At 37.1% G+C, this 13,460-nt stretch carries 15 protein-coding genes; 6 read left to right on the forward strand and 9 right to left on the reverse strand.

The annotated features are described in order from the left end of the window. Positions 1–20 precede the first annotated feature (20 nt). Positions 21–2,489 (reverse strand): TonB-dependent receptor, encoded by a 2,469-nt coding sequence (locus tag PSF86_RS15560; RefSeq protein ID WP_277901016.1) that lies wholly within the window; start codon positions 2,487–2,489, stop codon positions 21–23. A gap of 80 nt (positions 2,490–2,569) precedes the next feature. On the opposite strand from PSF86_RS15560, the gene PSF86_RS15565 reads away from it, so the two are divergent. Beyond that, positions 2,570–3,556 (forward strand): helix-turn-helix domain-containing protein, encoded by a 987-nt coding sequence (locus PSF86_RS15565; RefSeq protein WP_277901017.1) that lies wholly within the window; start codon positions 2,570–2,572, stop codon positions 3,554–3,556. A 10-nt stretch (positions 3,557–3,566) separates the two neighbouring features. Here the strand turns inward: PSF86_RS15565 and PSF86_RS15570 are convergent, their stop codons facing one another. The 3 genes from PSF86_RS15570 to kdsA form a co-directional block, all read right to left on the reverse strand. After that, the gene (locus PSF86_RS15570; protein ID WP_277901018.1) at positions 3,567–3,941 is read right to left on the reverse strand and encodes a hypothetical protein; all 375 of its coding nucleotides are present in this window, start codon (positions 3,939–3,941) and stop codon (positions 3,567–3,569) included. A 17-nt stretch (positions 3,942–3,958) separates the two neighbouring features. Next, the gene (locus PSF86_RS15575; protein ID WP_277901019.1) at positions 3,959–4,543 is read right to left on the reverse strand and encodes a mechanosensitive ion channel; all 585 of its coding nucleotides are present in this window, start codon (positions 4,541–4,543) and stop codon (positions 3,959–3,961) included. Between the two features lie 85 nt (positions 4,544–4,628). Continuing rightward, positions 4,629–5,450 carry a 3-deoxy-8-phosphooctulonate synthase gene (gene kdsA, locus PSF86_RS15580; protein ID WP_277901020.1) on the reverse strand — a complete coding sequence of 274 codons (822 nt, stop codon included), beginning with the start codon at positions 5,448–5,450 and terminating at the stop codon, positions 4,629–4,631. A 140-nt stretch (positions 5,451–5,590) separates the two neighbouring features. On the opposite strand from kdsA, the gene PSF86_RS15585 reads away from it, so the two are divergent. After that, the gene (locus PSF86_RS15585) at positions 5,591–6,172 is read left to right on the forward strand and encodes a PhnA domain-containing protein (protein WP_277901021.1); all 582 of its coding nucleotides are present in this window, start codon (positions 5,591–5,593) and stop codon (positions 6,170–6,172) included. A 20-nt stretch (positions 6,173–6,192) separates the two neighbouring features. On the opposite strand, the gene yidD is transcribed toward PSF86_RS15585, so the two are convergent. The 3 genes from yidD to folE all read right to left on the reverse strand — a co-directional run bounded on the left by yidD (position 6,193) and on the right by folE (position 8,769). Beyond that, complete coding sequence (gene yidD / locus PSF86_RS15590) at positions 6,193–6,417, reverse strand: membrane protein insertion efficiency factor YidD (protein ID WP_277901022.1); 225 nt, start codon at positions 6,415–6,417, stop codon at positions 6,193–6,195. Positions 6,418–6,516: 99 nt separating this feature from the next. After that, positions 6,517–7,998 (reverse strand): cysteine--tRNA ligase, encoded by a 1,482-nt coding sequence (cysS, locus tag PSF86_RS15595; RefSeq protein ID WP_277901023.1) that lies wholly within the window; start codon positions 7,996–7,998, stop codon positions 6,517–6,519. A gap of 90 nt (positions 7,999–8,088) precedes the next feature. Next, entirely contained in the window at positions 8,089–8,769 is a 681-nt protein-coding gene (gene folE, locus PSF86_RS15600) for a GTP cyclohydrolase I FolE (protein ID WP_277901024.1), read from the reverse strand. Positions 8,770–9,021: 252 nt separating this feature from the next. Here folE and PSF86_RS15605 point away from each other — a divergent pair, with 252 nt between their 5' ends. The 4 genes from PSF86_RS15605 to PSF86_RS15620 are packed head-to-tail and all read left to right on the forward strand — an operon-like array spanning position 9,022 to position 12,512. Next, positions 9,022–10,374 (forward strand): T9SS type B sorting domain-containing protein, encoded by a 1,353-nt coding sequence (locus PSF86_RS15605; RefSeq protein ID WP_277901025.1) that lies wholly within the window; start codon positions 9,022–9,024, stop codon positions 10,372–10,374. Between the two features lie 35 nt (positions 10,375–10,409). Beyond that, complete coding sequence (locus tag PSF86_RS15610; protein WP_277901026.1) at positions 10,410–10,841, forward strand: SRPBCC family protein; 432 nt, start codon at positions 10,410–10,412, stop codon at positions 10,839–10,841. A gap of 53 nt (positions 10,842–10,894) precedes the next feature. Continuing rightward, on the forward strand, positions 10,895–11,821 hold the full coding sequence (locus PSF86_RS15615) for a bestrophin family protein (RefSeq protein WP_277901027.1): 927 nt from the start codon (positions 10,895–10,897) through the stop codon (positions 11,819–11,821). A gap of 37 nt (positions 11,822–11,858) precedes the next feature. Then, entirely contained in the window at positions 11,859–12,512 is a 654-nt protein-coding gene (locus PSF86_RS15620) for a class I SAM-dependent methyltransferase (RefSeq protein WP_277901028.1), read from the forward strand. 171 nt (positions 12,513–12,683) lie between these two features. Here the strand turns inward: PSF86_RS15620 and PSF86_RS15625 are convergent, their stop codons facing one another. Together PSF86_RS15625 and PSF86_RS15630 are read right to left on the reverse strand one after the other, a co-directional pair. Continuing rightward, positions 12,684–13,016, reverse strand: coding sequence for a helix-turn-helix domain-containing protein (locus tag PSF86_RS15625; RefSeq protein ID WP_277901029.1), 333 nt, complete (start codon positions 13,014–13,016; stop codon positions 12,684–12,686). Positions 13,017–13,025: 9 nt separating this feature from the next. Then, on the reverse strand, positions 13,026–13,358 hold the full coding sequence (locus tag PSF86_RS15630) for a type II toxin-antitoxin system RelE/ParE family toxin (RefSeq protein WP_277901030.1): 333 nt from the start codon (positions 13,356–13,358) through the stop codon (positions 13,026–13,028). Between the last annotated feature and the right edge of the window lie 102 nt (positions 13,359–13,460).

Raw genomic sequence — 13,460 nt, forward strand, 5'->3', positions numbered from 1 at the left:
TTGTTATAGTTTTTTTAATGTTAAAAATTGTAGGTGAAATTAGCAGAAAGTGTTCTTGGGGTTTGTGGATTAATGGTAGACCACCCTCCGTAATACTCTTCATTGGCTATGTTGTCAAGCTTTAAAGTAATCCCAAAATCTTCGGTTTCATAAAAGATAGAAGCGTTGATGATGGTATAAGAAGGCAGGGTAAAAGTACCGAGTACATTTCTATTAAAAATCATGTTTTCATCAGCATAATTTCCTCCAAAACCTACTCCAAAACCTTTTAGAGATATGTTTTGAAAACGATAGCTAGCCCACAGGTTTGCTAAGTTTTGAGGTCCGGCACCTTCCGGTCTTCTATTTTCAAAAGCTGCATCACCTTCTTCAAGATTACTGTCGTTGTAACTGTATCCGGCAACAATGTTCAAACCTTCAATGGGGTTGGCAGTTATACTGGTCTCAAAACCTTTGCTACTTTGTTTCCCTTCTTGATTGTAGTAATAATTATCTGCATCAATATCAATTCTTAAAGCTCTATTGCTCACTTCAATATCATAATAGCTTATGGTTGCAGCCAATTTATTGTTGAACAAGTTTAATTTAGTACCAAATTCAAACTGATTGGCATGTTCTGGGTCTAAGGTTTGTGTTGATTGATTTCCATCAGTAATTACTGTTACAGGGGCTACATTTGTAAATCCATTCATATAATTTGCAAAAACAGAAACCTTATCGAGTATTGGTTGATAAATCAATCCGAATTTTGGTGAAAAAGCTGTTTGGTCATGAGCGTCATTCGAGAAATGATCAAGACGTACACTGGCCATTGCAGAAAGCTCAGGCATAAAGTAGATTACATCAGACACATAAGCACTATATATTTTTTGTTCCGATTCGCTATATTGAGCCCCGGGGTTTGCTAATTGGGCAATACCGGCATCGGCACCTGCCTGTGTAAGCACACCCGAATCATCTGGGTACGATGTTCCCATTGGAGTGCCCGATTGCTCGTGCAATGCCGGAAGGACAGCTTGAAATTCTTCATTGTTAGAACCAATATATACATAACCTTGATTTCCATATCCGGTACCATTATTGATTACTTTTTGATTGAAGAAATCTAAACCGGCTACCATTTTATTTTTGAAGTTCCCTAGATTGAATTCGCCAATAAAATTTTGTTGAATATCTGTACCTAAGGTTTCAGAGTTTTGTTTGCTTGTATATCGAGATAGAATGATGCCGTCGTTAATAGGAGCTTGTTGATTAACTGTATTTGTGATTTCATATAAATATGAATAATATCCATCTGACTTAGCATTGGAGCGTGAAAAAACAGTTTGAGAGGTCCAATTGTCGCTTATTTTATAGCGCATCTCACCTTGCAAACTATAAGTAGGGTTGTTTACATACAAATCGTTGCTTGTATAAGAACGGTTGTTGTTGTAACCTAATTCATCCATATTGTGAACGCGTAACTCAGAAGCGCGATCTAAAAATAACATGGTTTGATTGGTGTTTTTACCGTTGTAGAATTCAGTATTGATAAAGAACGACAAACGATCGTTCACCTCATAAGCCAACGATGGTGCTATGTAAAACGACTTTTTAAACCCTGCATCCTGAAAGCTGTTTTGTGTATGGTATGCCGAATTTATACGAACAGCAATGTTTTTCTCGGTACTTAAGAGGGTGTTTACATCGGCGGTTACGCGATTTAACCCATAACTTCCGGCCGTATACGATACATTTCCGCCAAATTTATCAAAATAGGGACGTTTGGTATTGATATTGATAAGTCCGCCATAACTAATCAAGCTACTTCCGTAGAGTGTTCCAGAAGGGCCTTTAATTACTTCAACACTTTCAATATTAGCAGGGTCGGGCGTCCCATTGGTTAATCCCGGTAATCCGTTAATCATGGTTGGTTGAACGGCAAAACCGCGAAGGGAGTAATAACCGCTTCCATCGGCACCTCTTCCAGTAGATTCCCATAACTTATATAAACCGGGAACATTTTTTAGCGCATTATCAAAATTTGTAACTACTTGTTCGCTCAATAACTGAGAAGGAATGGTGTTGTATACTTGCGGGTTTTCAAGATCTTTAAGAGGGAGCTTGGAAACGACCGTGCTTTCTGGCTTGTAAAATTTGTTTGTTTTGTTAGCTTTCAGGACCACTTCGTCCAGAGATTCGTTTACTTCTTTTAATTCAATAGTTGCAACAGTGGTTACTTGATTGCTAAATACCTTGGCTTCTATTTTTTTTTCTTTATAGCCAACATATGAAATTTTAAGTTTATAAGTTTGCGGGGCTAGATTGTCTATTTGAAAATCTCCTGAGATATCGGTGTTTATACCAATATTTGTCCCGGATATTAATACATTTGCATTTGAGATGGGGTAACCTTGATTGGAAATTACTTTTCCTTTTATACTGCCATTTTGCCCGAAAATAGATAAGGTTGAGAATAGGAACAAAAAGGCTGTAAATATGTTCTTCATATGAAATCAGTTATTTATATTTGGTCTAAATAAATCGAGTGGCAAATTTAGAAAAGGAAATGCTATGGCAATGACGTGATATGGAAAAAAAAAGACGCGATTTTATTAACTGTGAATTAATCAATCTCAAGGGCAGAGACATCGGCTTTAAAGAAGTTGTAGGGTCTTGTATTTCAGTGGTTAATGGAGTTGGTTGCGATTATGCCGTATACAAAGTCCATGGTAAATATGGAAAAGGGGATATCAAACATGTTCAAATCGGGAGTGTTTCCATTCAAACATGTAATCTCGAACTGGAAAAGGACCTTGTTTTTTATAACGAAACAAACGAGGATTTTATACACATGTCTTTTTTAATTGAAGGGGAAAAAATTATTTCCCTGCGTGGCAACAACGATGTTTTAAATGAAAGCCAGGAATGTTACATGGCAAGGGTTGAAGAATTTAAAGGATATGTCAGACTAACGGGAGAACGGCCGTATAGGGAGGTAAACATTAGTTTTCCATACTCTTACTTGCAACAGCGGGGCATTATGGAGGTAAACGACTTTAAATCGTACAACGATAATCATTTGGTGCATCCTATGTCTAACGAGATACTTACAATATTGGCTCATATTCAAGAAACAACACTTGAGGGGGTGAGCAAAAGATTGTTTCTAGAGGCAAAGTTATTGGAATTGCTGGCCTTGCAATTAAACAATTATAAAAATGGACAAATACAAAAATCGGGGGTCAATCAGGATAAAATATTAAAGAAATTGTATGCCGCTAAGCAATTTATGTTGGACAATTTGGACCAGAATTATTCAATCAAGGAAATGTCCCGAAAAATGGCGCTCAACGAATATATATTCAAAAAAGAATTTAAGCGGGTCTTTGGTTGTTCTGTAAATGAGTTTTATTCTGATAAAAAAATGAACAAAGCGAAAGAATTATTAAAAGTCACTCAGCTCCCAATTTATGAAATTGCCGGAGAAGTGGGATATAAAAATGCCACACATTTTAGTGCGGCATTTAAAAGGGCTTATGGAAAAACTCCTAAACAGTTTAGGGTAGTTATATAATTATTTTTAGTTATTTTTCTTTTGAAGGCTCTTTGCCCTTAAGTTTCTGAATAATCTCTTTAAAATGTTCTCCAGCCGCTTCACGGCCACCAAGGCCATAGCTTAATGCAACGGTAACAGCAATGGCGCCTATAATAAAGGTAAAGGCCGTTTCAACAATCTCGTTGGCAATCCCCATGGTACGCAATGCTATTGCAATAAATAATGCTAGGGAAGCCGCACGGATTATCCCGGCTACAAATTTGTTGCTTTGCGACTTGTTTACCATATTGTAAATAAGGAGTGAAATGTAATTTCCTATGACCAATATAAACAGGCCGAATAAAATTTGTGCGGTAAGCTCTAGAATTTCGTTTAAAATGTTGGTAAGCTTATCCAGCTCCAAAATTTCTACCGTTGTAATTATACCGTAAACTGGTTAAGTATATTGTTTGCCGGCCTTGATATTGCCTTTATTCCCAAAGAATTTAAAGCTTGAATCAAAAAAGGAATTAAAATAAGAATGAAAATTACTTTTTGGATTATGTTAATAAGGCTATCGGTGTCTTTAAACCCTGTTTTTTCTATGATCTTATCCAAAAATGTTCCGCCGAGGTTAATAAGGTTCGATACAAATTTTGCCAGTAAATAACCCGCAAAACCAATTAAAAAGGCTGCTATTAAATTAGGTATAAAGCTAAGTATACGTGCAACCATACGCTCTAATGGGGATAATACTTTGCTTACGCCCAATAGTTCAAGGACCACCATAATTACAATAATCATGATGACATAATAAAATATGTTGCCAATAAATTTATTGGTGTCTCCTATGTCTGTTTTTGCGAGTAATTTATCGTCGACAGTAGTTTTTTTAAGAAGCATGACAACTACAGCCTTAACTCCCCTCGCAATAAGCCATCCGATAAGTAAAACCAAAACGGCACCTACCATGCTAGGCAAAAATTCTAAAACCTTATCGGTAAAAGGTTGTAAATATTCTCTCATATTATGCATTTAATTTAGATTAAAATTAATAATTTGCTTAATATAAGAGAATATAAGAATATATACAAGGAATAAATTCTATTTTTTATTTCTGTTTGTATATAATTTGCCTAATTTCTGTTAAATGCGTTAGCAGTTTTTCTATATAATCGAGGTGAAGCATATTGGCACCGTCACTTTTTGCATTGGCAGGATCAAAGTGGGTTTCCATAAACAATCCATCAACCCCGGCCGCAATTCCAGCCTTGGCAATGGTGCCAATTAATTCGGGTCTTCCACCGGTAACACCACTGCTTTGATTGGGCTGTTGCAAGGAGTGGGTAACGTCCAGTACAACGGGGGCATATTGTTTCATGGTTGGAATACCGCGAAAATCTACAATCATGTCCTGATAGCCAAACATGGTTCCGCGGTCAGTAATAATGGCTTGTTCGTTATTACAGTCCAATACTTTTTGTACGGCATGCTTCATGCTTTCGGGGCTCATAAACTGGCCCTTTTTTAAATTGATGGTCTTTCCCGTACTGGCGGCGGCAACCACAAGGTCGGTTTGACGCACCAAAAAAGCGGGAATTTGTAAAATATCGACATATTCGGCGGCCATAGTGGCATCGTTTACTTCATGGATGTCTGTTATGGTGGGGACATTGAATGTTTCGGATACTTTTCTAAGGATTTTCAGGGCTTTTTCGTCGCCAATTCCCGTAAAAGAGTCAATTCGGCTACGATTGGCCTTTTTAAAACTTCCTTTAAATACATAAGGAATATGTAGCTTATCGGTAACGGAAACTACTCTTTCGGCAATTTTAAGCGCCATGTCTTCGCCTTCAATGGCACATGGCCCGGCCAATAAAAAAAAGTTGCTTTTATCGGTATGTTTTATTTGTGGGATTTTATTTAATTCCATTGATGAAAATTTTATAGTGCAAAGATACAAAGTTTAGGGGCATGGGTTGAAGTCAATTTATGTACGGTTAAAATTTATATTGATATATGAGAGCCACTATAAACGCAATGTTATATTTTTGTAGAATATAATATGAATTTATGAAACAGGAAGACTTTTTAAAGGAAAGAAGTGGAAATACATGCGAATTAAGTGGTAGTACAAACGATTTAGTTGTTTATGAAGTTCCATTTAGCAATAAAAGCAACGACATAAACGCTATTTTGATTACAAAAAAATGCCTTGATCAAATAGAAAAAAGGGGAGAACCGGACAGTGCATTTTGGGAAAAGATTTTACCGATGTCCATGTGGAGCGAAATTCCTGCCGTACAAGTGGTTTCTTGGCGAATGTTGAACCGTTTTAGAAACGAAAGCTGGGCAGCCGGTGCACTGGATATGATATACCTTGAAGATGATGTGTTGGAATGGGCAAAAGCATCTGGAGATCATTTAAATGACGGAAGCATCCAGTTGCATAAAGACAGCAATGGCAATATCCTTCAAAATGGCGATACTGTAACGCTTATAAAAGATTTGGATGTGAAAGGATCTTCACTAAACGCAAAAATTGGAACAGCTGTTAGAAATATTAGATTAGTTCACGACAATCATGAACAAATAGAAGGAAAGGTGGCAGGGCAAATGATTGTGATACTTACAAAGTTTGTGAAGAAACAATAAAAAAGTAAAATTCAGAGATTTTAAGGAACCGGATCATAGCCAGAACCTCCCCAAGGGCCGCAATTGGCAATTCTTTTTACGGCCAACCAACCACCTTTAAACAGGCCGTGCTTTTTTAAAGCCTCAACCGTATATTGCGAGCATGTAGGGGTATAGCGGCACGTGGCAGGGGTTAACGGCGAAATAACCGTTTGGTACACCCGCACCAGAAAAATAAAAGGAGCTATAATGATTTTTTTAAACAATTTTTAAAGTTCAAAGGTTCAAAGGTTTCAAGTTTCAAAGATTTATAAATTCAACAATTAACCATTAACACTTATCAACTATCAATTATCAACGAACAATTAATTCAAACTAAAAGTAGTGCCATCTTTTCCATCCTTAAGCTGTACTCCAAGGGAGGCCAGTTCGTCCCTGATTTTATCTGAAGTTGCAAAATCCTTGTTGGCCCTGGCTTCGGCCCTTAACTGTATAAGGAGCTCGATGGTTCCTGTTAATTTATCAGAAGAATTGTCTTGGGCACTTCTTTCGTCTTGCAAGCCAAGAACATCAAAAATAAAGGCCTGCATGGATTCTTTTACAACTTTAAGGTCTTCGGCAGAAATGGAAGCTTTTTCTTCTTTTATTAAATTAACCTGTTTTACGGCTTCAAATAAATTTGCAATGAGTATAGGGGTGTTAAAATCGTCGTTCATTGCATCGTAGCAACTTTGTTTCCATTCCTGTACGTTAAAAGATGACGTAGCTCCCGTTGCCAAGGAGTCTAACATATGGTATGCATCCATTAATCGGTTAAACCCTTTTTCTGAAGCCAATAAGGCATCGTTACCAAAGTCTAAAATACTTCTGTAATGTGCTTGCAACATGAAAAAACGGGTTACTGCCGGGGAGAATGGTTTGCTTAAAATATCGTTATCGCCCGAAAATATTTCATTGGGCAATATATTGTTCCCGGTAGATTTTGCCATTTTCTTGCCGTTTAAGGTAAGTAAATTGGCGTGCAACCAATAATTAACGGGTGTTTTCCCCGTAGAGGCTTCAGCTTGTGCTATTTCGCATTCGTGGTGTGGAAATTTTAAGTCCATGCCCCCGCCGTGGATATCAAATTGCTCGCCCAAATATTTGGTGCTCATGGTGGTACATTCAAGGTGCCATCCAGGGAAACCATCGCTCCATGGCGAAGGCCAGCGCATAATGTGCTGAGGTTCTGCTTTTTTCCAAAGGGCAAAGTCCTGCGGGTTTTTCTTTTCGGACTGACCGGCGGTTTCGCGGGTGTTATGGATAAGGTCTTCAACCTTACGCTTGCTTAATTTTCCGTATTCGTTTGTTTCGTTAAATTTTAAAACATCAAAATAAACCGAACCATTTACTTCGTAGGCAAAGCCGTTATCGAGTATTTCTTTTATTATTTCGATCTGTTCAATAATGTGCCCGGTGGCCGTTGGTTCAATGCTGGGTGGTAAATTATTGAATTTATTGAGCGTGTTATGAAAATCTACCGTGTAGCGCTGTACAACTTCCATGGGTTCTATTTGCTCCAGACGCGCTTTTTTTGCAATCCTGTCTTCCCCTTGGTCTGCATCGTTCTCCAAATGCCCGGCATCGGTAATATTTCTAACATACCGCACTTTGTAGCCTAAATGCTTAAGGTACCTAAAAATCATATCAAAAGACATAAAAGTCCTTACATTTCCTAAATGTACATTGCTGTATACGGTGGGTCCGCAAACGTACATGCCAACATATCCTTCTGTAATAGACTTAAATATTTCTTTTTCTCCTGTAAGCGAATTGTAAACTTTTAATTCTTGATCTTTAAATAACATGTATGCGGGCTGTTTTCTTTTAGTATGGCAATAATAACCCTAAAATTAATCATTGCCAATTTGCAAATAGTTTTGGTTATTCAATTTTCCTTAAAATTCCGTATCGAGTTTTATGTAGTCCAAAAATTCCCTGCGCACTGCCTGGTCTTTAAATTTGCCGCCAAATTCTGCGGTAACGGTACTGCTTTCAATATCCCTTATCCCACGCGAGTTTACACAAAGGTGTTTTGCATCGATAACGCAAGCAACATCTTTTGTGCCCAAAACTTTTTGTAATTCTTGTACAATTTGCATGGTCATACGTTCCTGTACTTGTGGTCTTTTTGCAAAATAATCCACAACACGGTTCATTTTGGAAAGCCCTACAACATTTCCGTTAGAAATATACGCTATATGGGCACGGCCAACGATGGGCAATAAATGGTGCTCGCATGTAGAATAAACCGTAATGTTTTTTTCAACGAGCATTTCGCCATATTTGTATTTGTTGGAAAACGTAGAAGCTTTAGGTTTCCTGTCTGGATGTAGTCCAGAAAAAATTTCTTTAACAAACATTTTTGCAACCCTTCTTGGGGTACCGCGAAGACTGTCGTCTGTAAGGTCGAGCCCCAAAGTCTCCATGATATTGTATACCTGGGATTCTATTTGTTCTATTTTTTCGTCATCTGAAATATCAAAGGCATCTGGCCTCATGGGAGTTTCAGCTGCAGATGATGCATGATCGTTTCCTAATTCTTCAAAGTGATCTTCTAAAGCTTTATCTATTTTCATAAGTAATTTTATTTGTTTTAAAGTCTGTTAATGACTTTTCTTAATTAAATCATTATCAGTTCTTTAAAATATATTTTTTATTGCTGTCAACTACACCGGGGACTATAGCCGTATGTTAATTGTAAACAATGTTACTATCAATAAAAAATTGACAGCAAAGATACATATTTATGCCCTATTAACGTTAATATTGTAGTAAGTTGCAATCATTTTATTTATTTATTAACTTTCAATCTGTACCAACCAATACAAATGAAGATAATAGCCCCATGCTTTTTAGTTGTATTTTTTATAGGAAACTTTCAAATTTTTTCACAATCTATTTCTCCAGATTGTATTGATGCCGTTCCTATATGCAAGGATATACTCAACAGCGGCGTTTTAAATGGCGCCGGAACAGACGATTTTAACGGTGCTACCCAAAGCGGATGTTTATTGCAGGGACAGAACGACGGCATAGAATCTAACGCTGTATGGTTTCGTTTTAGGGCAACGGCTACCGGACAATTAGGATTTAACATATTGCCAAATGAAGCGGGGCAGGACCTTGATTTTGCGGTATATGGCCCCAATCCGGTTTGTGGCAGTTTGGGGAATCCAGTTGGCAACGATGGTACTTTGGTAGATTGCGGAATTTCTAATATTGCCATAGATTTTATAAACGATAACGATTATACGGGGGTAGGGATTAACCCGGCCACGGGCACCCAAACCGTTACGTATGCCCCGTTTATGCAGGTGCAGGAAGGCGAAGAATATCTACTTTTGGTGAACAGCTATTTTGGGGAGTCCAATGGTTTTCAGTTGGAATTTACCGGAAATGTTTTTTCTGGTAGCAACCAGGCCTTAGATTGTTCTTTAGTGCCCAATCTTTTGCAGGAGCCGGAAGAGGTTTTATGTGAAGGGGAAACCTATATCCTTGACGGGACTTTCGAGAACGCAAGCACATATAGATGGTCGGTAGACAGTACACCCGATAATGGAACCGATGATTTTACCGTTATTGCAGGGGCTACCGGTCCAACTTATGAAGCTGCTTCAAATGGTATATACAGGGTAGAGGCAATTTATCCGCAGGGTTTTTCTGAATACGATGAGGTAGAACTCGAATTTTTGCCTGTAAATACGCCTGTTGTTACCAATATAGACCTTGTGGAATTTTCTAACAATAATACCATAGATATAAGCGTTGAAGATGCCAGTGAATATCAATTTCAACTAAACGATGGCAATTTTCAAGAATCCGGTTATTTTAAAAATGTCCCCGTGGGTTTAAACACTGTTACCATAAACCATATTAGCGGATGCGGAACGGCAGAAATCCCGGTAATGGTATCTGGGTATCCAAAGTTTTTCACCCCAAATGGCGATGGCATACACGATACGTGGAACGTGGTCGGGTTGGAAGGAAATACAACGGGACGTGTTTTTATTTTTGATCGTTATGGTAAATTATTGAAACAATTAGCAACCGTCGCCATAGGATGGGACGGAACTTACAACGGAAAAATGATGCCTTCATCTGATTATTGGTTTCGGTTGGAGTTTACCAATGCAGACAATGAATTAAAAATTTATAAAAGTAATTTCACCCTAAAAAGATAATGCCCTAAACTGATATTTCATTAAAAGAATAAAGAATGAAAGATCAAACAATTATTGTAGAAACTATAGTTAACGCAACTGTTAAAAGCGTATGGGAAGCACTTACGGTGCCCGAAAAAATGAAAAATTGGTATTTTACCGTAAATAATTTTGAATTGCGCGAAAGAAACGAGTTTTATTTTTACGAGCCCAATGGCACTAATTTTAAACACGTATGCCGAATTATAGATATTGTTCCCGAAAAACGGATACGCTACAGTTGGAGCTACCCCGAGTACTCCAATGGCGTTTCCATTGTAAGTTGGCAACTTGCAGCCCAAGACGGTAAAACTTTGGTGCGGTTAAAGCATAGCGGTATAGAAAACTTTATGGATGCCGGCAGCGATCTTTCCCGCGAAAATTTTGTGGCAGGATGGGAGGAAATCGTAAAAAAAAGCCTACCGGGTTATTTAGCAAATCAATCGTGAAGTATAATTGTGAAAGAAGTATTATATTTATAAGTATTAAAAACTTATAGTAAATGCTTATTTCTAAAAAAGTAAACGTTTATAGAATTTTAAGCGGAACATGGAGGCATTTTCTCTTTGAGATTATTGCATGTGTTGCCGCTTATTTTTTTTATAAATACATAGAATCCATTCATTTGTTCGATTCCATATTGGTTTCCAGCATTATCCCGACCATTTTGGGTACTGCCTTGGCTTTTTTCATTGGTTTTAACAATAACCAGGCATACGACCGCTGGTGGGAAGCACGAAAAATATGGGGCTCTCTGGTAAACGACTCCCGTTCTTGGGCCAGGCAAATTATTTATTACGTAAAAGAAGCCCCGGCGGCAGATAGAGTAGATTTGCACACCTTGAAGCATACAATGGTGTACCGCCACATAGCTTTTTTATATGCTTTGAAGGACAATTTAAGAAATTCTAATTTTCAAGATTACAGGGCATACCTTTCTAAAGAAGATATAATAGCGGTCGAAAAAGAATCAAACAAATCAAACGCCATTTTAAACTTGCAGTCCGAAGATTTGGAAAAGCTTAGAAATCAAGATGCTATTGACGGATTTAAGTTTTTGGAATTCAATAAAATGCTTATTAATTTTTGTGATGAAATGGGAATGTCCGAACGCATAAAGAATACCGTGTTTCCTACCACCTACAATTTTTATACACGGGTGTTCATCTGGATATTCATTATAAGCGTAACATGGTCTTCGGTAGACGAAATGGGGGCATGGTCTATTATGATAGGTATATTGGTGGGCTATATATTCTTGACTACCCATAAAATAGGAATGGCACTGTTAAACCCGTTCGAGAATATTCCAACGGGGATTCCACTTGACCAAATAACGAGGACCATAGAAATTAACCTTCTCGAAGCATTAAAGGAAACCAACATTCCAGCGCCGGTTAAAAGCATTAATGGAGAGTACATTATGTAACGGTTAAATTTAATATTTTGAATTTTAAATACTTAAGATGAATATTGAAGAAGAAAAACTCTCTGAGATTGAAGCACAGCTTTTTTGCCCAAAAGGGGAAAAAGGCATAGAAATGGGCGAAGCCATGCATGCAACCAATATAGGAATGACATTGGCAGCCATAAATGCCCTTGAAATTTATGATGAATGCAATATTTTGGAAATAGGGCATGGAAATGGCAAGCATGTAGGCAATTTGATGCATGAGGCTAACGGACTTCGATATTTCGGGATCGATATTTCTGAATCGATGCATAATGAAGCCATTAAAAACGCCCTGCCTTTTAAAGATCAAGTTTCCTTTTGTTTGTACAATGGGGTCAATATGCCTTTTGAAGCTAATTTTTTTAATAAAATATTTACTGTCAACACGGTGTATTTTTGGAAAAATCCACAAGAATTTCTAGAAGAAGTATATCGTGTATTAAAACCCGGCGGGCATTTTAGCATTAGTTTTGCCGATAAGACTTTTATGCAGCAACTTCCTTTTGTAAAAGAATTATTTGCTTTATACAGTGCCGATGATATGGAGGTACTTGCCTTGGGCTCTCCGTTTAAATTATTGAAAATCGACCAAAAAGAAGAAAAAGTAACCAGTAAGGCCGGGGAGGAGATAACCCGGATTTACCACGTAGCGTTATTAGGGAAGTAATTTCTGCATTGTCTTTTTCCGCCTAATTTTCCTTAATTAATAGGAGTTCAACATATTTTTATTACGTTCGTGTGTAATTAGTTGAAGACTTTTCCAACGGAAAACGTCTGCCTACAAACAATGTTAATTGATTGCGGGAAATACACTTGTTAAATTTTCGCCCGCAATTATTTATACAACTTTAAATTCCGATTCATTCATTTCGACACTAAATCGAACGTTTGCTTTTAAAGCTCTAAAAACTTTTAAAATTGTTTCGATAGTCACATTTTTTGTATTTCGTTCCAGTTTAGAGATTTGTGATTTTTGAACACCAATTAATTCTCCGAGTTGCTCTTGAGTCAAATTTCGTTCTTTTCGGACAGATCTTATCATATCTCCAAGTACTTCCATTTGCAAGTCAAATTCGTATTTATCTCGTTCTGGTGTTCCAACTTTTCCAATGTCCTTGTCCTTCATTTGGTCAAGTGTCATCATTTTTATCTTTTTATTTTTTGTTGCCATAATTTTAAATTATTCGTCGAAATATTCAGCTCTAATTTTCAATGCTTTTTCAATTTCTGACTTTGGAACTTTACTAACTTTTTTTACCATTCCGTGAGTAGATAACACTAGTGTTTCGGTTTTATCTGTTTTATTCCAAAAAGCAAAGAGTCTGTATTGAATTCCTTGATAAAGTGTTCTAAATTCCCAAATTTCGTCAGTTAGTTTCTTAAACAATTTAGGGTCATTTTCTAGTTTAGCTTTATCCAAATTATAATAGATTTTCTTTTTTGCCTTAGTATCCAATTTGGACATGAAGTCAATTGCTTGTTCAAGAAAAACTATCTCAAATTTTGGTTTCATTCAGCATATTTGTCGTCATACTTTAGCGAAGATAATAAAAAAGTTGAATTATATGGAAACTTTTGCCGGTTTCAAGAAATTTTTTATTAGTTAAAAGTTGCT

The sequence above is a fragment of the Galbibacter pacificus genome (assembly GCF_029603165.1).
Lineage (GTDB): Bacteria > Bacteroidota > Bacteroidia > Flavobacteriales > Flavobacteriaceae > Galbibacter > Galbibacter pacificus.